Genomic DNA, 25,066 nt, shown 5'->3' on the forward strand with positions numbered 1-25,066 from the left:
AGCGTCTGGGGCTTTTCCGCCTGGCTGCTTCGGGCCTCGTCGCGTATCCCGCGATCAGAGCGCCGGCGGGTCGCGTCGCAACCATAACGACAGCAACTTGATGAACGAATTCTGGCAACACTGTTCCGCATTGCTGGAGCGTGAATTGACGCCCCAGCAGTACGTGACGTGGATCAAACCGTTGGCCCCGGTCGCCTTCGACGCCGATGCGAATACCCTGAGCATCGCGGCGCCGAACCGTTTCAAGCTGGATTGGGTCAAGAGCCAGTTTTCCGGCCGTATCACCGATCTCGCGCGTGACTTCTGGCATTCGCCCGTCGACGTCCAGTTCGTCCTCGATCCTAAAGCTGGCGTGCGCTCGGCGCCTGCCGCGCCGTCGCGGCCAGCGCCGATGGGCGCGCGCAGCGCGGCCGCAGCCGTCGACGCGGCAGTCGGCGCCGTACAGGCGGCTCACGCGTCGCGCGCGGGCGGTTCGAGCGCTGGCGGCGCGCTGGCGGGCCTCGGCGCGCACACGCACGCCGCGCAACTGACCGACGATGCAGCCGACCTCGATCTCCCCAGCCTCGACGCGAACGAAGCTGCCGCCGCGCGCCGCACGTGGCGTCCAGGCGCGGCTGCGACGGCCGCGAACGGCGAAAGCGACTCGATGTACGAGCGTTCGAAGCTGAACCCCGTGCTCACCTTCGACAATTTCGTGACCGGTAAGGCAAACCAGCTGGCGCGGGCCGCCGCGATTCAGGTCGCCGACAATCCCGGCATCTCGTACAACCCGCTGTTCCTGTACGGCGGCGTGGGCCTCGGCAAGACTCACCTGATTCACGCCATCGGCAACCAGCTGCTGATGGACAAGGCTGGCGCGCGCATCCGCTACATCCATGCGGAACAGTACGTGTCGGACGTGGTGAAGGCGTATCAGCGCAAGGCATTCGACGACTTCAAGCGCTACTACCATTCGCTCGACCTGCTGCTGATCGACGATATTCAGTTCTTCTCGGGCAAATCCCGTACGCAGGAAGAATTCTTTTACGCGTTCGAGGCGCTGGTTGCGAACAAGGCGCAGGTGATCATCACCAGCGATACCTATCCGAAAGAAATCTCAGGTATCGACGACCGTCTGATCTCGCGGTTCGATTCCGGCCTGACCGTCGCAATCGAACCGCCCGAGCTTGAGATGCGCGTCGCGATTCTGATGCGCAAGGCGCAGTCGGAAGGCGTGAATCTGAATGAGGACGTCGCGTTTTTCGTCGCGAAGCACCTGCGTTCGAACGTTCGCGAACTGGAAGGCGCGCTGCGCAAGATTCTCGCGTACTCGAAATTCCACGGCCGCGAAATCACCATCGAACTGACCAAGGAAGCGCTGAAAGACCTGTTGACGGTGCAGAACCGGCAGATTTCGGTGGAAAACATCCAGAAAACGGTGGCCGACTTCTACAGCATCAAGGTCGCCGACATGTATTCGAAGAAGCGCCCGGCCAATATCGCGCGTCCACGTCAGATCGCGATGTATCTGGCCAAGGAACTGACGCAGAAGAGCCTGCCGGAGATCGGCGAGCTGTTCGGCGGGCGCGACCACACGACGGTGCTGCACGCGGTGCGCAAGATCGCCGACGAGCGCGGCAAGGACGCACAGCTCAATCACGAGCTTCACGTGCTGGAGCAGACGCTGAAGGGTTGAGACAGGGTTAGGGGGCCCGATCAGGTCGAAGGTTTCCTCGAAACGGTCGGAAAATTCGATCTGTTTATTGCGCAAGCCACCCCCAATTTAGGGAAGTGCTTCCATTTTCAGGCACAATACAGGTTTAACCGCCCGGCAAAAGCGGGCGGGATTCAAACGCCGTGACTGGCGCAGTACCGCGCCGGCGGGGGGCCGGGGCCGCGCGCTTCAATACTGCCGGGCAAGGCGCGCAGGCCGTCACATCAACGAAGGAACTCTATGCAACTGGTCAAGACCGAACGCGATAACCTCCTCAGGCCGCTGCAAACCGTGAGCGGCATTGTCGAACGCCGTCATACGTTGCCGATCCTCGCCAATTTGCTGATTACCAAGAACGGCCCGGACGTCTCGTTCCTGTCCACCGACCTCGAACTGCAAATCACCACGCGCGCCGACTTCGGTGTCGGCGGTGACTCGGTGGCCACGACGGTGGCGGCACGCAAGCTGCTCGACATTCTGCGCGCGATGCCCGACGGGCAAGTCACGCTCACCCTGAACGACAAGCGCCTGACGGTCCAGTCCGGCAAAAGCCGTTTCGCATTGCAGACGCTGGCGGCCGACGAGTTCCCGACCGTCGCTCAAGCTAAAGACTTCGGCGCGAACCTCGCGGTTCCCCAAAAAACGTTCCGCCAGCTGCTCGGCATGGTCCACTTCGCGATGGCGCAGCAGGACATCCGTTACTACCTGAACGGCATGCTGCTGGTGGTCGACGGCGATCAGTTGATGGCTGTCGCCACGGACGGTCACCGCCTCGCGTTTTCGTCGATGAAGATCGAAGGCTCGTTTGCGCGCCAGGAAGTGATCATCCCGCGTAAGACGATTCTCGAACTTCAACGTCTGCTCGAAGACATCGACGATGTCCTCAAGATCGACATCGCGCCGACGCAGGTCAAGTTCACGTTCGGCGGCGTCGAACTGGTGTCGAAGCTGGTCGAAGGCAAGTTCCCCGACTTCCAGCGCGTGATTCCGAAGTCGCACAAGAACACCTTCGTGATCGGCCGCGAAGAGCTGCAACGTTCGCTGCAACGCGCGGCCATTCTCACCTCGGACAAGTTCAAGGGCGTGCGCTGCATCGTCGAGCCCGGCCAGCTGAAGATCATGTCCACCAACGCGGACCAGGAAGAAGCGCAGGAAGAACTCGAAATCCCCTACCAGGGCGACAGCATCGACATCGGTTTCAACGTCACGTACCTGCTCGACGTGCTCGCGAACCTGAAGGTCGACATGCTGGAAATCAGCCTCGGCGACGCGAGTTCCAGCGCGTTGATCACGATTCCCGAGAACGACGAGTTCAAATACGTGGTGATGCCGATGCGCATCTGACGCGTCCAACACGAAGAACACACCAAGGGGCGCAGCGCCCCTTTGGTGTTTTTATGGTGTTTTGAAAAGCTCCGAGCAGTAACGAAGCAGTAACGCAGATCCGGAAGAAATCCATGACTGATACGAACAATTCGCAACCCGATAACAGCTACGGCGCCTCGTCCATTCAGATCCTCGAAGGTCTGGAGGCCGTGCGCAAGCGGCCGGGTATGTACATCGGCGATACGTCGGACGGGACCGGTCTGCATCACCTCGTGTTCGAGGTGCTCGACAATTCGATCGACGAGGCACTCGCCGGTCATTGCGACGACATTCAGGTCATCATCCACGCCGACAACTCCATTTCCGTGACCGACAACGGCCGTGGCATCCCGACGGGCGTCAAGCGCGACGACAAGCACGATCCGAAGCGCAGCGCCGCTGAAATCGTCATGACTGAGCTGCACGCGGGCGGCAAGTTCGACCAGAACAGCTACAAGGTGTCGGGCGGCCTGCACGGCGTGGGCGTCTCATGCGTGAACGCGCTGTCGTCGTGGTTGCGCCTCGTCGTGCGTCGCGACGGCAAGAAGCACTTCATGGAGTTCCACCGTGGCGTGCCGCAAAACCGCGTGATCGAAGAAGTGGACGGCGAACGCCTGTCGCCGATCCCCGTTGTTGGCGATACGGAAAACCGCGGCACTGAAGTGCACTTCATGGCCGATGAGACGATCTTCGGCAACGTTGAATACCACTACGACATCCTCGCGAAGCGCATCCGTGAACTCTCGTTCCTGAACAACGGCGTACGGATTCGTCTCACGGATCAGCGCTCGGGCAAGGAAGACGATTTCGCATTCGTGGGCGGCGTGAAGGGCTTCGTCGAGTACATCAACAAGACGAAGACCGTGCTGCATCCGACCATTTTCCATATCGTCGGTGAGAAGGACGGCGTGGGCGTCGAAGTGGCAATGCAGTGGAACGACAGCTACAACGAGAACGTGCTGTGCTTCACGAACAACATTCCGCAGCGCGACGGCGGCACGCACATGACGGGTCTGCGCGCGGCCATGACGCGCGTGATCAACAAGTACATCATCGATCACGAAATCGCGAAGAAGGCGAAGGTCGAAACATCCGGCGACGACATGCGCGAAGGGCTGTCGTGCGTGCTGTCGGTGAAGGTACCGGAGCCGAAGTTCAGTTCGCAGACGAAGGACAAGCTGGTCTCGTCCGAAGTGCGCGCGCCTGTGGAAGACGTGGTCGCGAAGGCGCTCGAAGAATTCCTGCTGGAAACGCCGACCGACGCGAAGATCATTTGCGGCAAGATCGTCGACGCCGCGCGTGCTCGCGACGCAGCGCGCAAGGCGCGTGAAATGACGCGACGCAAGGGCGTGCTGGACGGCGTCGGACTGCCGGGCAAGCTGGCAGACTGCCAGGAGAAAGATCCTGCCAAGTCTGAGATTTACATCGTCGAGGGTGACTCGGCAGGCGGCTCGGCAAAGCAGGGCCGTGACAGAAAATTCCAGGCCATTCTGCCGCTGCGCGGCAAGGTGCTGAACGTCGAGAAGGCGCGTTACGACAAACTGCTGTCGTCGGAACAGATCGTCACGCTGATTACGGCGTTGGGCTGCGGCATCGGCAAGGAAGACTACAACCTCGATAAACTGCGTTACCACCGCATCATCATCATGACCGACGCGGACGTCGACGGCGCGCACATCCGTACGTTGCTGTTGACGTTCTTCTACCGTCAGATGCCGGAGATGATCGAGCGCGGCTATATCTATATCGCGCAGCCGCCGCTGTACAAGGTGAAGGCGGGCAAGGACGAGCGTTATCTGAAGGACACCGCGGAGTTGAACGCACATATGCTGCGTCTGGCTCTGAACGGGTCTGAACTGATTCCGTCTGAAGGCACGACGCCGATTGCCGGCGATGCGTTGGGCGAGCTGGCTCGTTCTTATCTGCTGGCGCAGGGCGTCGTGGATCGTCTGAGCAGGCTGTACGACGAAGCGGCGCTTGGCGCGGTGATGGATGGCGTGACGATCGATCTGTCGAGCGAGCAGTCGACGGAAACATCGGCCGCTGCGCTCCAGGCCAAGCTGCGCGACGATCCGCTCAAGCCCGAGGTCAATGTGATCCCGATGTACGATCCGGTGCGCGAACTGCGTTCGCTGCGCGTCGAGCGTCGTCATCACGGCAACGTGAAGGTGTCGGTCATCGACGAAGAGTTCCAGCTCACGGCCGACTACCAGCAACTCGTGAACACGGCGAACACGTTCAAGGGGTTGATCGGCGAAGGCGCGGTCATCAAGCGCGGCGAGCGGAGCATGGCTGTCGGCGACTTCAAGAGCGCGATGAAATGGCTGATCGCCGATGCCGAGCGGAATGTTTCGAAGCAGCGCTACAAGGGTCTCGGTGAGATGAATCCTGAACAGCTGTGGGAAACGACGATGGATCCGAACGTGCGCCGCTTGCTGCGTGTGCAGATCGAAGATGCGATCGCGGCGGACGGCATCTTTACGACGCTGATGGGCGATGAAGTCGAGCCGCGTCGTGCGTTCATCGAGTCGAATGCGTTGCGGGCGGGGAATATCGACGTTTGAGTGTCGTCATCATCACCACGCACCAAATCAGCCAGGCACCAACAAAAACTCCAACCGTCACCGGTTGGAGTTTTCTTATGGTCTAAGAAAACTCAAGACCACTTGCGCGCGTACCGCTCTTTCACCACCCGCGAGATAAAAGTCGACAAACCTTGCCCTGCGACGGCAAGCCGCTTCATCTCCTCGACTTCCCGCCGTCCCGTGGTCGCGTAGTCGTATAGATACACGTCACCGTCACGAAACTTCACGGTGATCGCGTCATCCGATACCTCGTAAGCCACGACACCCGACTGGCCGCTCAAATCCCGATACCGCTTCATGCTCGCACCCACGTCCGACAGCAGCAGAACATCGCAATCGAGCACGATCCATTCCTAAACCACCGGCAAGCAGATATCCGTCAGCAGATTCGCCGGCGCGGTTTCCTTCGGATTGTTCAAATACTCCTCGAACACAGGCGCGTCGGCGGCCTCATGTTCCGAATTAACCAGCCACTCGCCGTAAAGCCACTGATACGCCGACGCCATATCCGCGTAGGGCCCCTTATGCCGCAACACGGCATGCCTGCCGCCGGCGATCGACGTGACGCTGACCAGCCCATCGCCCGACACATCCACAGCACGCGGCAGCCACACGCCCGCTTTCGACCGCAACTCGCCCTCGGCCACCGCCGTCGGATCATCGTAGTAAATGCCGATCATCCGCATCTCGTTCGACAGCAGCCCACGGGAAGCCAGCCATCCCATCAGCGTATCGAACGCCTTGCCGATCTGCATATACGGCCCGACGTGATCGACGCTCACCACGTCGAAACCCTCGATATCGCGTATCACCACATCTCTCATCGTCATTTGGCACACTCCTGAATCCGCAAGAGACGGCCGGAACCGGATATGGGTTCCGGCCTTCCGATACAGTGCGGGCGGCACGCCGAAGACGGCGCTGAACGTCCGCGTGAACGACTGCAAACTGCTATATCCGGACCGCTCGGCGATCTCGGCAATCGGCATCGACCCATTCGCGAGATAGCCGGCCGCGCGATGCAAACGCAGCCGGCGCACGGTCGTCGCGAGGGTTTCGCCGTACATGGCCTGATAGATCCGATGCCAGTGATACGGCGACAGACACGCAATCCCGGCGAGCCGGTCGATATCGAGCGGCTCGTCGAGGTGATCGTAGATATGGTCGAGCACGCGCGCGAGCCGCGCGGCGTAGCGCGCGCGATAACCGATATCGTTCATGGCAAGCATTGGAAAGGGATCGATAAAAACACGATAGCACGCGGCGATTTACCAAATCCTGCGGATTTTTCGCGGCTGCTGCCCGCCAATCGCCGCGCATATTCAGCATCGACTTAACCCGGCACTCGACGAAACAAAATAAACAATCCAATCTAACTTTTGCCGATTTTCGATAACACCTCGATTAATGGCTTCCTACCATCGCCAGATGCCGCCGCCAAAAGGACCATTCCGTGGGTCAGCCACGCGGGCCGATCAGCCGGCAACTTCAACAAGGGAGCCTCAGATGAAATCAGAGTCGACAACCCAACACAAAGGCGCCGTGACGCATCACGAACTGAAGCAGACGCTCGGCACCTGGCAGCTTTGGGGCATCGCCGTCGGCCTCGTGATCTCCGGCGAGTATTTCGGCTGGAGCTACGGCTGGGCGAGCGCCGGCACGCTCGGTTTCGTGATCACCGCGCTGTTCATTGCCGCGATGTACACGACGTTCATTTTCAGCTTCACCGAACTCACCACGTCGATTCCGCACGCGGGAGGCCCCTTCGCCTATGCGCGCCACGCGTTCGGCCCGACGGGCGGCTACATCGCGGGCGCCGCGACACTCGTCGAGTTCGTGTTTGCGCCACCGGCGATCGCGCTCGCGATCGGCGCGTATCTGCATGTGCAGTTTCCTGGCCTCGAGCCGAAGCACGCGGCGATGGGCGCGTATCTCGTGTTCATGGCGCTGAATATCGTCGGCGTGCAGATCGCGGCGGCGTTCGAGCTGTGCGTGACGCTGCTCGCGATCTTCGAACTGCTGGTGTTCATGGGCGTGGTCTCGCCGGGCTTCCAGTGGTCGAACTTCACGAAGGGCGGCTGGGCCGGCTCCGATACGTTCAGCATGGGCTCGTTCCACGGCATGTTTGCCGCAATTCCGTTCGCGATCTGGTTTTTCCTCGCGATCGAAGGTGTCGCGATGGCCGCCGAAGAAGCGAAGAACCCGAAGCGCTCGATCCCGATCGCCTACGTGACGGGCATCCTGACGCTCGTCGTGCTGGCCATCGGCGTGATGGTGTTCGCGGGCGCGGCGGGCGACTGGACGAAGCTCTCCAACATCAACGACCCGCTGCCGCAAGCGATGAAATACATCGTCGGTGAAAACAGTGGCTGGATGCACATGCTGGTCTGGCTCGGACTGTTCGGCCTGGTCGCGTCGTTCCACGGCATCATCCTCGGCTACTCGCGGCAAATCTTCGCGCTGGCGCGCGCCGGATACCTGCCCGAGTGGCTGTCGAAAGTGCATCCGCGCTTCAAGACCCCGCATCGCGCGATCCTCGCAGGCGGCGTGGTCGGCATCGCGGCGATCTATAGCGACGAGCTGATCCAGTTCGGCGGCCAGACGTTGACTGCGAACATCGTGACGATGTCGGTATTTGGCGCTATCGTGATGTACATCATCAGCATGCTGTCGCTCTTCAAGTTGCGCCGCAGCGACCCGAATATGGAGCGTCCGTTCCGCGCGCCGCTGTTTCCGTACTTTCCGGCGTTCGCGCTGGTGGCCGCAGTGATTTCGCTGGCGACGATGATCTACTTCAATCTGCTCGTCGCGCTGGTGTTCGCCGCGTTCATCGCGCTCGGCTACGGCTACTTCCTGATGACGCGCCATCAACGCGAGGTCGCCCCCGCCGATGCCTTGCTCGAAGAATGACCACGCTGTAGACGCACTGGCGTACCTGCAACAAGCCGCGCAGTCGCTGCGGCGCTGGAGTACACGACATGAGCTACACGGAGACAATCGGCAGCCGCACGTATCGTTTTGCCGATCTGAAGACGCTAATGGCGAAGGCGAGCCCGCTGCGTTCCGGCGACCAGCTCGCCGGCATCGCGGCGGCGAGCGAGGAAGAGCGTGTCGCCGCGAAGATGGCGCTCGCGGACGTGCCGCTGCGCACGTTCCTGAACGAAGCGCTGGTTCCGTACGAGAGCGACGAAGTCACGCGCCTCGTCGTCGATACGCATTCGCCTGAAGCGTTCGCCGAGATTTCGCATCTGACGGTGGGCGAGTTTCGCAACTGGCTGTTGTCGAGCGCGACGGATACAGCGGCGCTCACGCGCATCACGAAAGGGCTCACGCCCGAGATGGTCGCGGCCGTATCGAAGCTGATGCGCAACCAGGATCTGATTCTCGCGGCGCGCAAGCGGCCCGTCGTCACGCGTTTTCGCAACACCATTGGCTTGCCGGGCCACATGTCGGTGCGGCTGCAACCGAATCATCCAACGGATGACGTGAAGGGCATCGCCGCATCGATGATCGACGGCTTGATGTACGGTTGCGGCGACGCGATGGTCGGCATCAATCCCGCGTCGGATAGTCTCTCCGCAATCACGAAGCTGCTCATGATGATCGACGACTTCCGCACGCGCTATCAGGTGCCGACGCAATCCTGCGTGCTCACGCACGTCACCAACACGATTGCGGCGATAGAGAAGGGCGCACCCGTCGATCTCGTATTCCAGTCGATCGCAGGCACGGAGAAGGCGAACGCGGGCTTCGGCATCTCGCTTGCGCTGTTGCAGGAAGCGTATGAAGCGGCCTTGTCGCTCGAGCGCGGCACGGTCGGCAACAACGTGATGTACTTCGAGACGGGGCAGGGCAGTGCGCTGTCGGCGGATGCCCACCATGGCGTCGATCAGCAGACCTGCGAGGTGCGGGCGTACGCCGTCGCGCGTCAGTTCAATCCGTTTCTGGTGAACACCGTAGTCGGCTTTATCGGCCCCGAGTATCTGTACGACGGCAAGCAGATCACGCGCGCGGGCCTCGAAGATCACTTCTGCGGCAAGCTGCTCGGCGTGCCGATGGGCTGCGACATCTGCTACACGAATCATGCGGAAGCCGATCAGGACGACATGGACAATCTGCTGACGCTGCTCGGCGTGGCGGGCATTAATTTCATCATGGGCATTCCCGGCGCGGATGACGTGATGCTGAATTACCAGAGCACGTCGTTCCATGACGCACTGTATGTGCGCGACGTGCTGGGTTTGCGTCGCGCGCCCGAGTTCGAAGAGTGGCTGGAGTCGATGCAGATCACCGATCCGCGCGGTGCGCTGCTCAATGCGCCGACGCGTCAGCCGTTGCTCGAAGGCGCGAGCGAATGGATGGGCATTGCATGAGCGACTCGATCGAAAAAAATGCGTGGCAGGCATTGCGTGCGTTCACGAATGCGCGCATCGCATTGGGCCGCGCGGGCAATAGCCTGCCGACTGCACCGCTGCTCGCGTTCAATCTGTCACACGCGCAGGCGCGCGATGCTGTGCACCATCCGCTCGACGCCGACGTGTTGCACGAACAGTTGCGCGCGCACGGCTTCACGTCGCTGGATGTGCATAGTGCCGCGCCGGATCGCGCGCATTACTTGCGGCGTCCGGATATGGGGCGGCGCCTGTCCGATGATAGCCGCGACGCGCTAAGCCAGGCGGCGGCCAATGATGCGCCCGACGTTGTCTTCGTCATCGCCGACGGCTTATCCGCGTTCGCCGCTTCGAAGCAATCGATTCCATTCCTGCAAGCGATCACGAAGCGTCTCACCGACTGGAAGATCGGACCCGTCGTGGTGGCGCGTCAATCGCGTGTCGCGTTGGGCGATGAGATCGGCGAGTTGTTGAAGACGAAACTCGTCGTGATGTTGATCGGCGAAAGGCCGGGGCTGAGTTCGCCGGATAGCCTCGGCATCTATCTGACGTATGCGCCGAAAGTGGGATGCAGTGACGCGCAGCGCAATTGCATTTCAAACGTGCGGCCGGAAGGACTGGATTACGAAGCGGCCGCGCATAAGCTGCACTATCTGCTGACGCACGCGCGACGTCTGGGGTTGACGGGCGTCGGCTTGAAGGACGACAGCGACGCGCTGCTTCAGGCCGAAGAAGCTGCGTCCGCTATTCCTGACGGCTCGAAGAAATAGAAAAGTGCCCAGACGCACACAGCGTTTGGGCACTCGAAACATCGACATCAAACAGCGTCGGCTTTACTCACCGGATGCTTCTCGAGCCACGCGTTCTCTTCATCGCTGTACAGGCGCGAGCGCGTCAGAAAGCGCAGACCCGTCGGCCGCTCCAGTGAAAACATGCCGCCGTTGCCCGGCACGGCATCGATGATCAACTGCGTGTGCTGCCAGTACTCAAATTGCGATTCGCTCATATAAAACGGCACACCCGCGATCTCGCCGAGCCTCACATCCGATCCGCCGACCATGAATTCATTCGACGGAAAGCACATCGGCGCGCTGCCGTCGCAACATCCGCCCGACTGATGAAAAATAATCGGGCCGTGCTCGGCGCTCAACTGCTGGATCAGCTTGACCGCCGCATCCGTTGCCACGACACGCGCAACGCCTTCTTCGCTCATCGCGCTTCCTCTTTTGGCTTGATCCGCTGGGAAAAAAGGGCGAACCGCATCGCGCGATCCGCCCAACAGGAGCACTACGCTCAGAAGAAGCCCAACGGTTTGTCGCTATAGCTGACCAGCAGATTCTTCGTTTGCTGATAGTGATCGAGCATCATCTTGTGATTTTCACGTCCGATGCCCGACTGCTTGTAGCCGCCGAACGCCGCATGCGCCGGGTACGCGTGATAGCAATTCGTCCACACGCGGCCCGCCTGGATCTCGCGGCCGAAGCGATAAGCGCGCGTGCCGTCGCGCGTCCAGACGCCGGCACCGAGGCCATAGAGCGTGTCATTGGCGATCTCCAGCGCTTCTTCTTCGTTCTTGAACGTCGTCACGGAAACGACCGGTCCGAAGATTTCTTCCTGGAAGATGCGCATCTTGTTGTGACCGCGGAACACGGTCGGCTTCACGTAATAGCCCTTTGAGAGTTCGCCGTCGAGCTTGTTCTGCTCGCCGCCGATCAGGCATTGCGCGCCTTCCTGCTTGCCGAGATCGATGTACGACAGGATCTTTTCGAGTTGCTCCTGCGAAGCCTGTGCGCCGATCATCGTCTTCGAGTCGAGCGGGTGTCCCTGCTGGATCGCGGCGACGCGCTTCACCGCGCGCTCCATGAAGCGGTCGTAAATCGATTCTTCGATCAGCACGCGCGACGGGCAGGTACACACTTCGCCCTGATTCAGCGCGAACATCGCGAATCCTTCGAGCGCCTTGTCGAAGAAGCTGTCGTCCTTGTCGAGCACGTCGGCGAAGAAGATGTTCGGGCTCTTGCCGCCAAGCTCCAGCGTCACGGGGATGATGTTCTGGCTCGCGTACTGCATGATCAGGCGGCCCGTTGTCGTTTCGCCCGTGAAGGCAATCTTCGCGATGCGCTTGTTCGACGCGAGCGGTTTGCCCGCTTCGAGACCGAAACCATTGACGACATTCAGCACGCCCGCGGGCAGCAGATCCTGAATCAGTTCGAGCAGCACGAGGATCGAAGCGGGCGTCTGTTCAGCCGGCTTCAGCACGACGCAATTGCCTGCCGCGAGCGCGGGCGCGAGCTTCCATGTGGCCATCAGGATCGGGAAGTTCCACGGAATGATCTGACCGACCACGCCGAGCGGCTCATGAAAGTGATACGCGACCGTATCGTGATCGATCTCCGAAATGCCGCCTTCCTGCGCGCGCACGGTGCCTGCGAAATAGCGGAAGTGATCGATTGCGAGGGGAATGTCGGCCGCCATCGTTTCGCGCAGCGGCTTGCCGTTGTCGATCGTCTCCGCGACCGCGAGGCGCTGCAGGTTCGCTTCCATGCGGTCGGCGATCCTGTTGAGGATGTTGGCGCGCTCGGTGGTCGATGTCTTGCCCCAGGCGGCCTTCGCGCGATGTGCGGCGTCCAGCGCGAGTTCGATGTCGGCTTCACGCGAACGCGGAATCGACGTGAACGGCTCGCCCGTAATCGGCGAGATGTTGTCGAAGTACTCACCGCCAACCGGCTTCACCCACTCTCCGCCGATGAAATTTGCGTACTGCTTCTTGAACGGGAACTCGGTTGTCAGAAACTTCATCTCTGCGTGATTCATCTGTGTGCTCCTCACATGATCGGACGTCGATGTATTCGATTGGATATATCACCCGGCTTGGCGCTATTCCGCTGCCGGGTGTCCTTATCGCCAGAAGCGTGCCAACGGGCGTGCGACTTTGGACAATGCCGGTGCACGCAGCACTGTCGCGATGCACGTCGTTTTTCGGGCGCGGGTGGGCATCGGGATGACGTTGCATCCATGAGCAGTTCGAAACACGAGTGTTCATCGAATGAACAGGGCGGCGCGTTGCATCGGCGCACTATGTGGCGATCCCATCGGCATGGGACTTGCGTCGCTTTACGCCCGTTAGTTCAATGTCGCATGCAGGTGCATGTTCATCATCGACGCCCATATGACGACCGATCTTTCTTCGCCGTTGCCGCCAGCGGCCGCGTGCCGATTCGAAACGAGCGTCGCGCACGACGCCGATGAGCAGGCGCGCAATCTTCACGGCTGGACCCAGACCTACGATCAGCTCACGGCGGGCCGCTTCGTCGGGAGGCTGACGGGCTTGCATCTCGACGACATGCACGTGTTCTGCGAGACGACCAGCCAGACGTTGCGGCAGACGTGCGAAGTCCCGCCCGACGCCTGCTGGTTCGGCATTCCCGCCGACGATCAGAGTGTCGGCCGCATCGGCCCGCAACCGATTAGCCGCGACTCGCTCGCCTTTCAGCGCGGCGGCGTCGAGTTCGAACTGCTGACGCCTGGCGGTTACGCGATTTTCGGCGTGGTCGTGCGCGGCGACGTGCTGCATCGGCATGCGGAATTCGTCGAGCACGCCGATTTGATCGACCAGGCCGCGCAAACCGGCGTCATTCCCATCGACACGCAAAGCAAGGCGCGCTTCTGCGCGCTCCTCGCCGGCATGCTCGACGACGCGGCCAACGCCGCGCTGTCGGAGCGCGCGCGGCGCAATCTGCAAGCGTCGGTGCTTTCTTCGCTGTTCGATCTGTGCGCAACGACATCGCTTGAACCTATCGCGATTCCCGCACGTCCGCGCAGGCAGTGGATCGTCTCCGAGGCGCGCGATTACGTGCTCGCGAATCGCGACCGTCCTGTCGGCGTGCCGGAACTGTGCGAGCATCTGCACGTCAGCCGCCGCACGCTGCAATACTGCTTTCAGGACGTGCTGAGCCTTGCGCCCGCGAGCTATCTGCGCGCGATCCGCCTGAACGGCGCGCGCCGCGACCTGTGTGGCGCAGCGCCCGGCGAGCGCACGGTGCAGGACGTCGCGGCTGCGTGGGGCTTCTGGCATTTGAGCCAGTTCGCCACCGACTATCGCAAGCTTTTCGGCGTTCGTCCCTCTGAAACCCTGAAAACGGTCCACTCTCCGACCAGCGCGCTACTGGCTCACTAACGGCTGATCGCCTGGCTGGATTGGCGCATCCGCTAGAATTGCGGCATGCGCGGCCCTGTCTCGCCGCCCGACCCACCATCCTCATCGACGAAACGACACGCGTTCCGGCCTGTCTGAAGGTGTCCACAGCGACCTGTGGATAACCGGAAGGACAGCGGGGTGAAACGCGTGTGGACTCGATGTGGACGTAAACGGGGTAACTCGACGCTCGCGCACGAGCGGAAAAAGTTGTTCATCGAACTTCATCCGGTACGCACACTGACCCCATGCGGTTATGCGTCCGGCAAAACGCTGATTCGTTTCGGTAAACCTGTGTTATCCACAGAAAAGCAGTTCGCTTGTTAACTGTTACTACGTATACATACAGGTAAACCTATTATCAAAAGGCCTCTGCGCGTACGGAGATGTCGCGCGGATGACTCAAGCTGGAGATCACCGTGTTTACTTGCATCAACCAGAGCTGCGGCGCGCAGTGGGAACTGTCCGACGTCGTCATCAAGAACGAAGGGCAGGGTTTGCTGTTTCGCTGCCCGATGTGCGGCGCGCGCAACTATGTCGAACGATTCGACGCCGATGACGGCACGATCGTCTACGAGCAGATCGAAGGTCGCCCGTACAACTAAGCCCACATCGAAATCACATGACAAACAAGGTTCGTCCTTTTAGCGAGTTGCCGCTTTCCGAAGCGGTGCTCGCCAATCTCACGCAACTCGGCTACGCCGAGATGACGCCCATTCAGGCCGCCAGCCTGCCGATCGCGCTCGCCGGCCAGGATCTGATCGCGCAGGCCAAAACGGGCAGCGGCAAGACGGCAGCGTTTTCACTCGCGCTGCTGTCGCGGCTCGACACGCGCCGTTTCGACGTGCAAGCCATGGTGCTGTGCCCGACGCGCGAACTCGCCGATCAGGTGACGCAGGAAATCCGGCGTCTCGCGCGCGCGGAAGAGAACATCAAGGTGCTGACGCTGTGCGGCGGTACGCCGATGCGTCCGCAAACAGCGAGTCTCGAGCATGGCGCGCATATCGTCGTCGGCACGCCCGGGCGCATCATGGACCATCTTGAGCGCGGCAGCCTGTCGCTCGACGCGCTCAACACGCTCGTGCTCGACGAAGCCGACCGCATGCTTGACATGGGCTTTTTCGACGATATCGCCAAGGTCGCACGTCAATGTCCGAAAGAGCGGCAGACGCTGCTGTTCTCGGCGACGTACCCCGAGGGCATCGCGAAGCTGAGCCAGCAGTTCTTGCGCAACCCGAAGGACGTGAAGCTCGAAGAGCGGCACGACGACAGCAAGATCCGCCAGCGCTTCTACGAAGTGACGGAAGACGAGCGTCTGCATGCCGTCGGCCTGTTGCTGAATCACTACCGCCCCGTGAGCACGATCGCGTTCTGCAACACGAAGAACCAGTGCCGCGATCTGCTCGACGTGTTGCGCGCGCAAGGTTTCCACGCGCTCGCGCTGCATGGCGAACTCGATCAGCGTGAGCGCGATCAGGTGCTGATCCAGTTTGCGAATCGCAGCTGCTCAGTGCTCGTCGCAACCGACGTCGCCGCGCGCGGCTTGGACATTGCGCAACTCGAAGCCGTGATCAACGTCGACGTAACGCCGGACCCGGAAGTGCACGTGCACCGGATCGGCCGCACGGGCCGCGCGGATCAGGAGGGCTGGGCGCTGAGTCTCTCGAGCATGAACGAAATGGGACGCGTGGGGGGCATCGAAGAGGCGCAAGGGCGCGATGTCGAATGGCGTCCGCTGGCCGAACTGAAGGCGGCGAGCGACGAGCCGCTGCTGCCGCCTATGGAAACGCTGCAGATTCTCGGCGGCCGCAAGGAAAAGATCCGTCCCGGCGATGTGCTGGGCGCACTGACGGGTGAAGCCGGTTTCAACGGCGCGCAGATCGGCAAGATCAACGTGACGGAGTTTTCGACTTATGTTGCCGTCGAGCGTGGTATTGCGCGTGACGCATTGCGCAAGCTCAGTGCGGGCAAGGTGAAAGGCAAGAAGGTGAAAGTGCGGCTGATGGACGAGTGAGCGCGGCGGGCGCGAGGCGGCGCGCGCGTGCTGCCGTCGCCTTCGCTTTCTGCGTAAAACGTCATACGAATGCCCTCAAACCATGAGGCATCACTCCTGTTCATGCCTGCGGGATTACCCTGCCGGCATCTGCATTTCACATTGGTGCTGAAGAGCAAGCCGGTTTGCGCCAATCGTGCGCGTGGCCTCCCATTGCCGCGCGCATGAGCGAAACGCATGCCGCGCATGACAAACTTTCGATTGTTCTCATGCGTGCGTTGTTGCCTAATCGTTCAAACTGAACGGGACCGACGCCTGACGCGTGGCCCGCCGATTTGCAGCGAGAAGGAGGAATCTCATGCAGAGCGCTTTGCAAGCCCGCTCGAAATTGCCGGACGTCGGCACGACGATTTTCACGGTGATCGGCCAACTGGCCGCCGAACACAATGCGCTGAACCTGTCACAGGGCGCGCCGAATTTTTCGCCCGACGAAGCGCTCGTCGATGGCGTGACCAAAGCCATGCGCGCCGGTCACAACCAGTACGCGCCGATGGCCGGTATCGGCGCATTGCGCGCGGCGCTCGCGGCGAAGGTCGAAACGCTGTATGGCGTGCATTACGATCCGTCGACGGAAGTGACCGTGATCGCCAGCGCCAGCGAAGGCCTGTATTCGACGATCAGCGCGCTCGTGCATCCCGGCGACGAAGTGATCTACTTCGAGCCGTCGTTCGACAGCTATGCGCCCATCGTGCGTCTGCAAGGCGCGACGCCTATCCCGATCAAGCTGTCTTCCACCGATTTCCGCGTCGACTGGGACGAAGTGTCCGCGGCCATCACGCCGAAAACGCGGATGATCATCGTCAACACGCCGCACAACCCGACGGCGACGATTTTCAGCGATGCCGATATCGAGCGCCTGAAGGCCGTCACGCGCAACACGGATATCGTGATTCTTTCCGATGAAGTGTATGAGCACGTCGTGTTCGACGGCGCGAAGCATCACAGCATGGCGTGTCATCGCGAACTCGCGGAACGCAGCGTGATCGTGTCGTCGTTCGGCAAGTCGTATCACGTGACGGGCTGGCGCGTCGGTTATTGCCTCGCGCCCGCTGCGCTGATGGACGAGATCCGCAAGGTCCATCAATTCATGGTGTTTTCCGCCGATACGCCGATGCAGTATGCGTTCGTCGAAGCATTGTCGAATCCGCAAAGCTATCTGGGCTTGTCCGCGTTCTATCAGCACAAGCGCGATCTGCTGGCACGCGAACTGAGCGAGTCGCGCTTCGAGTTGCTGCCGAGCGAAGGCAGCTTCTTCATGCTCGCGCGTTTTCGCGGCTTCTCGGATGAGAGCGACAGCGACTTCGTGTTGCGCCTGATCCGCGATGCGAAGGTCGCGACCATTCCGCTGTCGGCGTTCTACACGGACGGCACGGATTCCGGCCTGATCCGCCTGAGCTTTTCGAAGGACGACGAGACGCTGATCGAAGGCGCGCGTCGTTTGCGTTCAATCTGAGGGACACGCGATGATGCAGGAATCGATCAAGGCAGCCGTCGTGCAGATGAGCAGCAGCGCGGACGTCCAGCAGAATCTGGGCGAAGCGCGTCGGTGGGTACATCAGGCCGCGCGCGACGGCGCCACGCTCATCTGTTTGCCCGAATACTTCTGCTGGATCGGCGACGACGAAATGCAGCGCGTGGCCCTTGCCGAAGCATTCGGCGATGGTCCGATTCAGCAGGCGCTCTCCGACCTTGCGCGCGAGACGGGCGCGTGGCTGATCGGCGGTACGGTGCCGATCCGGCCGTCGCATGGGCCGCAGGCCGGCACGCATGCGTACAACACGTCGCTCGTGTTCGATCCCTCGGGGCAGTGCTCGGCGCGCTACGACAAGATCCATCTGTTCAGCTTCAACCAGGGCGCGGAGCAGCACGCGGAAGGCGACACGATGGTCGGCGGCGACAGCATCGGCACGGCGCAAGGTCCGTTCGGCACGCTGCGCCTGTCGGTGTGCTACGACTTGCGCTTTCCCGAGTTGTATCGCGCGGGACCCAGCGCCGATGTGATCGCCGTGCCCGCCGCATTCACCTACACCACAGGCCTCGCGCATTGGGAGCTGCTGCTCCGTGCGCGAGCCGTCGAGAACCAGGCTTTCGTGCTCGCGTCCGGCCAGTGCGGCACGCATTCGAACGGCTGGCGGACTTTTGGCCACAGTATGATCGTCGGGCCGTGGGGCGAAGTGCTCGCGCGGCATGACGACGAACCCGGCATCGCACTCGCGACGCTGACACAAAGCGCGCTCGATGAAGCGCGCAACCGTCTGCCGGTGCTCACGCATCGGCGCATCGCCACGCCGTCTGACGTGCGTTGAACCGCATTGAACATAGGGGAAGGAGATCGATATGAAGCTTGTGAAGAATCTGCTGATGCTGGCGTGCGCGTTCGCATCGGTGGCGACGGCGTCGGCGATGGCTGCCGATGCGACGTCGCTGCGCTATGGCCTCGAGGCGCAATATCCGCCGTTCGAATCGAAAGGTTCGAATGGCGAGTTGCAGGGCTTCGATATCGATATCGGCAACGCTGTCTGCAAGACGGCGAACCTGAAATGCAGCTGGGTCGAAACGTCGTTCGACGGTTTGATCCCGGCGCTGCAGGGCCGCAAGTTCGACGCGATCAACTCGGCGATGAACGCAACGGAAAAGCGCCGTCAGGCAATCGACTTCACCAACGTGATCTACCGCGTACCGACGCAACTGATCGCGCGTAAGGACAGCGGACTGCAGCCGACGCCGGAGTCGCTGAAGGGCAAGCGCGTCGGCGTGTTGCAGGCGTCGATCCAGGAAACGTATGCGAAGGCGCATTGGGAGAACGCTGGCGTCAACGTCGTGCCGTATCAGGATCAGAACCAGGTCTATGCCGATCTCGTCGCGGGCCGGCTCGATGCGACCCTCGTGCTGGCGCCGGCGGGCCAGACGGGCTTCCTGTCGCGTCCTGACGGCAAAGACTTCGCATTCGTCGGTCAGGCAGTGCGCGACGACAAGATTCTCGGCAGCGGCGTCGCGTTCGGCATTCGCAAAGGCGACACCGCGCTGCGCAATCAGCTGAACGCGGCGATCACCAAAGTGCAGGCGGACGGCACGGTCAAGACGCTCGCGGAAAAATACTTCGGCAATATCGACGTTTCGCCGAAGTAACGTCCCTTCGCTGCATCGCGCAACGCGCCGCATGGCTTTCGTCATGCGGCGCGTTTCTTTTTGCTTAACATCTGATGAATGAATCGTCGAAAGCGGATGGAATAAAGGCTGCAAAGCGCCTGTTAGCGCAGCAAGAGCCCGATATTTGCACGACCGACGATCATGTCCCGCACCCACCCACCGTCCGACACGCCGCTTACCGAAGCGGACATGCAGGCCTTCGCCGATGGCAATCTGCCGCCGGATCGGGCGGCGCGCGTGCGGAAGTATCTCGGCGCGCGACCCGGCGAGGCCGAACGGATTGCGTTCTACCGGCAGTTGAACATGCAGATGCGCGGCGCATTTGAAGGCGCGTTGCCGCAACGCAGTCGGGCGCCGGCTGGTGATCGAAAACGGACCGTCGATATCAAATCGGCGATGCGCAGGTTCATCGTGCGGCGCATCGGCGTCGCGCTGCTCGGCTTGGTGCTCGTGGTTCTGTCCGCGAGCGGCTGGTTTTTCGCGTCGCGCGTGTCGCCGGACATGCTCGACGCCGCAGCCGTCATGGCGCTGATGCGCGAGTCGGGGCAGCAAACTGCTGCTGTGCCGCAGGCTGCGCCTGCTGACCCGAACGCTGTCGATCTGGCGCCTTTAGGGCTGAAGCTGGTTGCGACAAAGACGCGTCATCCGAATGCGTTGGCGAGCATCGACATACTCGATTACCGGAATGCCGATGGCGAAGCTGTCGTGCTGCTTTCGGCGCGAGCGCCATTTGCGACGGACCAGCCGCACTGGGCGGCGCAGCGCATCGGCGAGGTACGGTTGCTGTCGTGGACGGTGAAAGGGCGGCGCTACGTGCTCGCCGGAAAGGCGACGACACACGGTCTGATGCGTGCCGCCGATGCATTGACGATCCGTTAGCAAATGCACGGCTTGTCTATTTGCACGCCGTTGCCCGGTTGCGGCGAAATAAAGCGGAATAAAATACAGCAGGTTGTGTTCTCTGCTTCAAGAGGCGACGCGCGCGCCGAAATGCGCGCCACGCGATATCTGATGGGTAGAGCAAATGGACATCCGTAACGAGTTGATGGATCACGTGCCGCGATTGCGCCGCTATGCGCGCGCGCTGATCAGCAATCGCGATCTCGCGGACGATCTCGTGCAGGACACGCTCGAACGCGCGCTCACCCGCACGAAGATGTTCCAGGCGGGAACCGATCTGCGCGCATGGCTTTTCACGATCATGCACAACGTGTTCGTCAATCAGGTGCGCAAGTCGTCGACGCGCGCCGTTCACGTTTCGGTGGACGACGAGAGCATTGTCGAAAGCGAATTTGCGGTGTCGGGCGAGCAGACGCGTTCGCTCGAAGTGCGCGACCTCGATTACGCGTTGCAGCGTCTGCCCGCCGATCAGCGCGAAGTCGTCCTGCTGGTTGGGCTAGAGGAAATGAGTTACGCCGAGGTTGCGATTGCGCTCGACATCCCCGTTGGTACTGTGATGTCGAGGCTCTCGCGTGGACGGGAGCGCTTGCGCGCATTGATGGCGGGCGCGCAGCCCGGCGCGAAACTGAAGGTGGTGCGATGAGCGATCAACTGACTCCCATCAGCGAAGAAGACGTTCATGCGTACGTGGACGGCACGCTGTCCGACGAGCGCCGTGAAGAGGTCGAGCGCGCGATCGAACTGAATCCCGCGCTGGCAGCGCGCGTCAGCGATTACTTTTCGCTGAACAACATGTTTCATGAGCGCTATGACCGGGTGTTGAGCGAGCCTGTGCCGGCGCGCTTGCGGATGCCCGAAAAGCGTCGCTGGCTCAGCGCCGCGAACTGGCCGCAGTACGCGGGCATGGCGGCGGCGCTGGTGCTGGGCATCGGCATTGGCGTCGGTACGAACATGGGCAAGGACGTTGCTGCGCCGTGGGCGAGTGCGCCGTCGGTCACGTCGAGTACGCGGCCCGTGAGCGCGGACGCTTCGGAAGTGTTCGCGCGGAAGGCGGCGTTGGCGCATGTCGTGTACATGCCTGCTGTCGATCGTCCCGCGCAGATCGGCGAGGACCACGAGCAGGATTTCGTGCAGTACCTCGCGAACAAGCTCGGCACCGACGTGCATCCGCCGATGCTTACCAAAACCGGATTCGAGCTTGCGGGCGGCCGCATCTTGCCCGGCGACGACGGTCCCGTTGCGCAGTTCATGTATCACAACGCGAACGGCGAGCGCGTGACGCTTTGCATTTCTCATCGCAAGGTGAATGCGAATACGACGGCGTTCAAGCTCTATCAGGAAGGGCCTGTGAACGTTTTCTATTGGGTCGATGGCGATTTTGGCTATGCGGTGTCGGGTGGTATTGACCGCAAGGTGATGTTGCAGATTGCGCATGATGTGTATGCGCAGTTGACTGGGGCGACGCCGGGTTGATATTGCTGAGGCTGTGACGTTGAGCGGCTGCATCTTCGGATGTGGCCGCTTTTGTTTTGCGCCTGAATAGTTAGATATCCATATTTATTTTTTAGTGTGGCGAGTGGGAATAGATTGCAACGTCGCGTGGTTCGTCACTATGCGTACCGCACGTTTTCAAAGGAGTTGGAAATGAAGATGCTCGCATTGCTGGCTGTCTCCGTCGCTGCACTCGGTTCGACGAATGTCTTCGCGCAGGGCAAGACGCGCGCAGAGGTGTATCAGGAGTTGATCGAAGCTCAGCAGAATGGATTGAACTTCGTCACGGATGCTTCGTATCCCGATGTGAGTCCGGCCTTTCAAGGCACGGTCGAATATCTGAAGAAGCAGGCGCTTGCCAAAGCGGAACGTGCGAACAAGATGGCCAAGGCGGCTTCGGATGCGGCCGTGTCGGGGAATTGAAGTTGTGTTCGGCGCGCTGCGCCAAAACAAAAAGGCCGGTCAGCTTTCGCTTGACCGGCCTTCGAATTCTTTGGTGGGGCGTGAGTGACTCGAACACTCGACCTACGGATTAAGAGTCCGCTGCTCTACCAACTGAGCTAACGCCCCAACAGAAGCGAAATTATGCAGGAGTTTTTCTTGCTTGGCAAGAGCTCCTCGCAAATTTCTTAAAAAAAGATGCGGCAGCACACCACCCCAGAAGGACTGCCGCGCCAGCATCCACCGAAAGCACCATCGAAGCGCACGGGCGTTCGTCCCGGTATCATGTCGCGAACCATGCCGCGCGGCCTTCCGCGCGGCTTCAACGGGAAATCATGATGGACGAAACCGAAGTCCGGGAACTGCTCGATCGCGTGCTCGCGCCATGGGTGCGCGCGCTGTCGCTCACGCCCGTCAAGGTCGACGATGAAAGCGCGACGCTGCGGTTGCCGTTTTCCGGCGAGTTGCGGCACAGCGGCGGCGTGATCTGCGGCCAGGTCTTCATGGCAGCCGCCGATACGGCGATGGTCGTCGCGATTTCAGCCGCGCTCGGCGGGTTCAAGCCGATGACCACCGTCTCGCTGAACATCAGCTTCATGCGCGCCGTTCGCAAGGGCGACGTGGTCATCACGGCGCGCGTACTGCGCATGGGCCGCAATCTCGTGTTCGGCGAAGTCGAGCTGACCGACGACGACGGCAAGATGGCCGTCCACGCCACCACCACCTACGCGCTGCTCAACTGAGCGCGCCCGTCGACGGCGCGAACCCGCACCGCGGCAATCGAAGGAAGCAACGGATGTTCGATCAGGTCGTATTCGCCGGCGGCGGCAATCGCTGCTGGTGGCAAGCAGGATTCTGGGACGTGGTCCAGCCGGAACTGGCTATCAAGCCGCGCGTGATCACGGGCATCTCGGCGGGCGCGGCCACGGCCTGCATGCTCTATACGCGCGACGCCGACTGGGTGATGCGCTATTACGAAACCGCGCTGCGCAACAACACGAAGAACGCCTACTGGGGCAATCTGCTGCGCGGCGAATCGGTGTTTCCGCATTACCGGATCTACCGGCAGGCGCTGCTCGACATCTATGGCGAAAAGTTCGCGCAACTGGCGAAGGCACCGGAGATCCGCATCGGCGTGTCGCATGTACCGCGCTGGCTCGGCGCGCGCAGCGCGGTTGCCGCAGGATTGATCGCCTACAACATCGAAAAATACATCCGCAAGACGCTGCATCCGACGCTCGGGCAGTCGCTCGGCTTCCATCCGGAATTCGTTCGCGCGCAGGATTGCGCGAGCGTCGAGGAACTCGCGGACCTGATTCTGCAGTCATCGTGTACGCCGCCGTTCACGCCGGTTCTGCGACGCAATGGGCGTCCCGTGCTGGATGGCGGGATGGTCGACAATGTGCCCGTCGGCGCGCTCGATCCGGCGCCCGGCAATGTGCTGGTGATGGTGACGCGTATCTATCCGCGTCCGCAGATGTTCGTCGTACCGCATGGCACACAACAGCGGTTGTACGTGCAGCCGTCCCGCAAGGTGCCGATTTCGAGCTGGGACTACACGAGTCCGTCGCAGATGCAGCACGCGTACAACCTCGGCCGTGTGGACGGCGAGCAGTTTCTACAACGCGTGCCTGAACTGCTCGACGCCGCTGCGCACGACTGAAATGCGTACTTAAAGGCGCTGCGGCCCGCGCGGGGCCGCATGCATTCGCCTAGCGGCGGCGTCCGCCCTGCAGCGCTTCCGGATTCGCAACGCTCGACGTATCGCCCTGATCGAACGCAAGAATGTTCTTGAACGCCGCGCTGAAATAAAGCTCGTAGCTTTCCTTCTCGACATAACCGATGTGCGGCGAGCAGATCACGTTTTCCATTCGCAGCAGGCTGTAGCCCTGCAGGATCGGCTCGCTTTCGTAGACGTCGATCGCCACCATGCCCGGCCGGTTGTGCGACAGCGCGCCGATCAGCGCGTTCTCTTCCAGCAGTTCGGCGCGGCTCGTGTTGACGAAGAGTGCAGTCGGCTTCATGCGCATCAGATCGTCCTGCTTGACGATGCCGCGCGTGTCGTCGTGCATGCGCAGATGCAGCGACAGCACGTCGCTCTGCTCGAACAGCGCTTCGCGGCTTTCCGCGACCTGATAGCCGTCGGCGAGCGCCGCTTCGCGCGTGTGGTCGCGGCCCCAGATCAACACGTTCATCCCGAACGCCTTGCCGTAACCCGCCACCAGCCGGCCGATCTTGCCGTAGCCCCAGATGCCGAGCGTCTGTCCGCGCAGCACCTGGCCGAGACCGAAGTTCGGCGGCAGCGCCGAAGTCTTCAGGCCAGACTGTTGCCACGCGCCTTGCTTAAGGTTTGCCACGTATTGCGGAATGCGCCGTTGCGCGGCCATGATGAGGGCCCACGTCAGTTCGGCGGGAGCGATCGGGGAGCCGACGCCTTCCAGCACGGCAATGCCGCGCTCGGTACAGGCGGCGATGTCGATATGGTTTCCTGCACGGCCTGTCTGGCTGATCATGCGCAGATGCGGCAATTTGTCGAGCAGTTGCGAGCTGATGCGTGTGCGTTCGCGAATCAGGACCAGTGCGTCGACTTCCGACAGGCGGCTGGCCAGCTGGCCCAGACCGCGGACGGTGTTGTTGAAAACCTTGACCTCGTGGTCAGCGAGCATTTGGAAACAGTCGAGCTTGCGGACAGCGTCTTGATAATCGTCAAGGATGGCAATCTTCATGGCGTATATGTTTTGCGACGCACCATGCGGGTGCGGAACGGAGAGTCTTGTTCGGGTGTCCCATCATGTGACCTGG

The 25,066-nt window shown here is 61.4% G+C and carries 23 protein-coding genes and 1 tRNA gene; 18 read left to right on the forward strand and 6 right to left on the reverse strand.

Features of this window, described 5'->3' with window-relative positions:
• Positions 1-100: 100 nt before the first annotated feature.
• The 3 genes from dnaA to gyrB all read left to right on the forward strand — a co-directional run bounded on the left by dnaA (position 101) and on the right by gyrB (position 5,622).
• Complete coding sequence (dnaA, locus tag PPGU16_RS00005) at positions 101-1,675, forward strand: chromosomal replication initiator protein DnaA (protein WP_224028515.1); 1,575 nt, start codon at positions 101-103, stop codon at positions 1,673-1,675.
• Between the two features lie 258 nt (positions 1,676-1,933).
• Positions 1,934-3,037, forward strand: a complete 1,104-nt coding sequence (gene dnaN / locus PPGU16_RS00010) for a DNA polymerase III subunit beta (protein ID WP_180721159.1) — start codon at positions 1,934-1,936, stop codon at positions 3,035-3,037.
• Positions 3,038-3,150: 113 nt separating this feature from the next.
• Positions 3,151-5,622 (forward strand): DNA topoisomerase (ATP-hydrolyzing) subunit B, encoded by a 2,472-nt coding sequence (gene gyrB, locus PPGU16_RS00015; RefSeq protein WP_180721160.1) that lies wholly within the window; start codon positions 3,151-3,153, stop codon positions 5,620-5,622.
• Positions 5,623-5,714: 92 nt separating this feature from the next.
• Here the strand turns inward: gyrB and PPGU16_RS00020 are convergent, their stop codons facing one another.
• Together PPGU16_RS00020 and PPGU16_RS00025 are read right to left on the reverse strand one after the other, a co-directional pair.
• Positions 5,715-5,987: a hypothetical protein gene (locus PPGU16_RS00020; protein ID WP_405031786.1), complete on the reverse strand. Its 273-nt coding sequence runs from the start codon at positions 5,985-5,987 to the stop codon at positions 5,715-5,717.
• A gap of 9 nt (positions 5,988-5,996) precedes the next feature.
• Positions 5,997-6,872: an AraC family transcriptional regulator gene (locus PPGU16_RS00025; RefSeq protein ID WP_197986835.1), complete on the reverse strand. Its 876-nt coding sequence runs from the start codon at positions 6,870-6,872 to the stop codon at positions 5,997-5,999.
• 277 nt (positions 6,873-7,149) lie between these two features.
• On the opposite strand from PPGU16_RS00025, the gene eat reads away from it, so the two are divergent.
• The 3 genes from eat (at position 7,150) to eutC (ending at position 10,804) form a co-directional block, all read left to right on the forward strand.
• Positions 7,150-8,553, forward strand: a complete 1,404-nt coding sequence (eat, locus tag PPGU16_RS00030; protein ID WP_180721161.1) for an ethanolamine permease — start codon at positions 7,150-7,152, stop codon at positions 8,551-8,553.
• 68 nt (positions 8,554-8,621) lie between these two features.
• Positions 8,622-10,016: an ethanolamine ammonia-lyase subunit EutB gene (locus PPGU16_RS00035; RefSeq protein ID WP_180721162.1), complete on the forward strand. Its 1,395-nt coding sequence runs from the start codon at positions 8,622-8,624 to the stop codon at positions 10,014-10,016.
• Complete coding sequence (eutC, locus tag PPGU16_RS00040) at positions 10,013-10,804, forward strand: ethanolamine ammonia-lyase subunit EutC (RefSeq protein ID WP_180721163.1); 792 nt, start codon at positions 10,013-10,015, stop codon at positions 10,802-10,804. Before PPGU16_RS00035 ends, eutC begins: the two co-directional genes overlap by 4 nt.
• A gap of 47 nt (positions 10,805-10,851) precedes the next feature.
• Here the strand turns inward: eutC and PPGU16_RS00045 are convergent, their stop codons facing one another.
• On the reverse strand, positions 10,852-11,247 hold the full coding sequence (locus PPGU16_RS00045; protein WP_131240925.1) for a DUF779 domain-containing protein: 396 nt from the start codon (positions 11,245-11,247) through the stop codon (positions 10,852-10,854).
• Positions 11,248-11,327: 80 nt separating this feature from the next.
• Positions 11,328-12,848 (reverse strand): aldehyde dehydrogenase, encoded by a 1,521-nt coding sequence (adh, locus tag PPGU16_RS00050; protein WP_180721164.1) that lies wholly within the window; start codon positions 12,846-12,848, stop codon positions 11,328-11,330.
• Positions 12,849-13,203: 355 nt separating this feature from the next.
• Between adh and PPGU16_RS00055 the strand changes: the two genes are divergently transcribed.
• From PPGU16_RS00055 to PPGU16_RS00100, 10 genes are all read left to right on the forward strand, one after another.
• Complete coding sequence (locus tag PPGU16_RS00055) at positions 13,204-14,211, forward strand: helix-turn-helix domain-containing protein (RefSeq protein WP_180722502.1); 1,008 nt, start codon at positions 13,204-13,206, stop codon at positions 14,209-14,211.
• A 437-nt stretch (positions 14,212-14,648) separates the two neighbouring features.
• Positions 14,649-14,834 (forward strand): hypothetical protein, encoded by a 186-nt coding sequence (locus tag PPGU16_RS00060; RefSeq protein WP_007581925.1) that lies wholly within the window; start codon positions 14,649-14,651, stop codon positions 14,832-14,834.
• Positions 14,835-14,851: 17 nt separating this feature from the next.
• Positions 14,852-16,243 (forward strand): ATP-dependent RNA helicase DbpA, encoded by a 1,392-nt coding sequence (dbpA, locus tag PPGU16_RS00065; RefSeq protein WP_180721165.1) that lies wholly within the window; start codon positions 14,852-14,854, stop codon positions 16,241-16,243.
• A gap of 337 nt (positions 16,244-16,580) precedes the next feature.
• Positions 16,581-17,735 carry a pyridoxal phosphate-dependent aminotransferase gene (locus PPGU16_RS00070; RefSeq protein ID WP_180721166.1) on the forward strand — a complete coding sequence of 385 codons (1,155 nt, stop codon included), beginning with the start codon at positions 16,581-16,583 and terminating at the stop codon, positions 17,733-17,735.
• Positions 17,736-17,745: 10 nt separating this feature from the next.
• Positions 17,746-18,588, forward strand: a complete 843-nt coding sequence (locus PPGU16_RS00075) for a carbon-nitrogen hydrolase family protein (protein ID WP_180721167.1) — start codon at positions 17,746-17,748, stop codon at positions 18,586-18,588.
• A 31-nt stretch (positions 18,589-18,619) separates the two neighbouring features.
• On the forward strand, positions 18,620-19,411 hold the full coding sequence (locus PPGU16_RS00080) for an ABC transporter substrate-binding protein (protein ID WP_180721168.1): 792 nt from the start codon (positions 18,620-18,622) through the stop codon (positions 19,409-19,411).
• Positions 19,412-19,573: 162 nt separating this feature from the next.
• Positions 19,574-20,311, forward strand: a complete 738-nt coding sequence (locus PPGU16_RS00085) for an anti-sigma factor family protein (protein WP_180721169.1) — start codon at positions 19,574-19,576, stop codon at positions 20,309-20,311.
• Positions 20,312-20,456: 145 nt separating this feature from the next.
• On the forward strand, positions 20,457-20,975 hold the full coding sequence (locus PPGU16_RS00090; protein WP_180721170.1) for an RNA polymerase sigma factor: 519 nt from the start codon (positions 20,457-20,459) through the stop codon (positions 20,973-20,975).
• Complete coding sequence (locus PPGU16_RS00095) at positions 20,972-21,805, forward strand: anti-sigma factor family protein (protein WP_180721171.1); 834 nt, start codon at positions 20,972-20,974, stop codon at positions 21,803-21,805. Before PPGU16_RS00090 ends, PPGU16_RS00095 begins: the two co-directional genes overlap by 4 nt.
• 171 nt (positions 21,806-21,976) lie before the next feature.
• Positions 21,977-22,246 (forward strand): DUF4148 domain-containing protein, encoded by a 270-nt coding sequence (locus PPGU16_RS00100; protein WP_180721172.1) that lies wholly within the window; start codon positions 21,977-21,979, stop codon positions 22,244-22,246.
• Positions 22,247-22,317: 71 nt separating this feature from the next.
• Here PPGU16_RS00100 and PPGU16_RS00105 read toward each other — a convergent pair.
• A tRNA-Lys gene (locus PPGU16_RS00105) sits at positions 22,318-22,393 on the reverse strand.
• Positions 22,394-22,602: 209 nt separating this feature from the next.
• Here PPGU16_RS00105 and PPGU16_RS00110 point away from each other — a divergent pair.
• On the forward strand, positions 22,603-23,007 hold the full coding sequence (locus tag PPGU16_RS00110; protein WP_035987232.1) for a PaaI family thioesterase: 405 nt from the start codon (positions 22,603-22,605) through the stop codon (positions 23,005-23,007).
• A 53-nt stretch (positions 23,008-23,060) separates the two neighbouring features.
• Positions 23,061-23,927: a patatin-like phospholipase family protein gene (locus PPGU16_RS00115; RefSeq protein WP_035987230.1), complete on the forward strand. Its 867-nt coding sequence runs from the start codon at positions 23,061-23,063 to the stop codon at positions 23,925-23,927.
• Between the two features lie 49 nt (positions 23,928-23,976).
• On the opposite strand, the gene PPGU16_RS00120 is transcribed toward PPGU16_RS00115, so the two are convergent.
• Positions 23,977-24,990 (reverse strand): D-2-hydroxyacid dehydrogenase family protein, encoded by a 1,014-nt coding sequence (locus PPGU16_RS00120; RefSeq protein ID WP_180721173.1) that lies wholly within the window; start codon positions 24,988-24,990, stop codon positions 23,977-23,979.
• Positions 24,991-25,066 lie beyond the last annotated feature (76 nt).

It is taken from the genome of Paraburkholderia largidicola (assembly GCF_013426895.1).
GTDB lineage: Bacteria > Pseudomonadota > Gammaproteobacteria > Burkholderiales > Burkholderiaceae > Paraburkholderia > Paraburkholderia largidicola.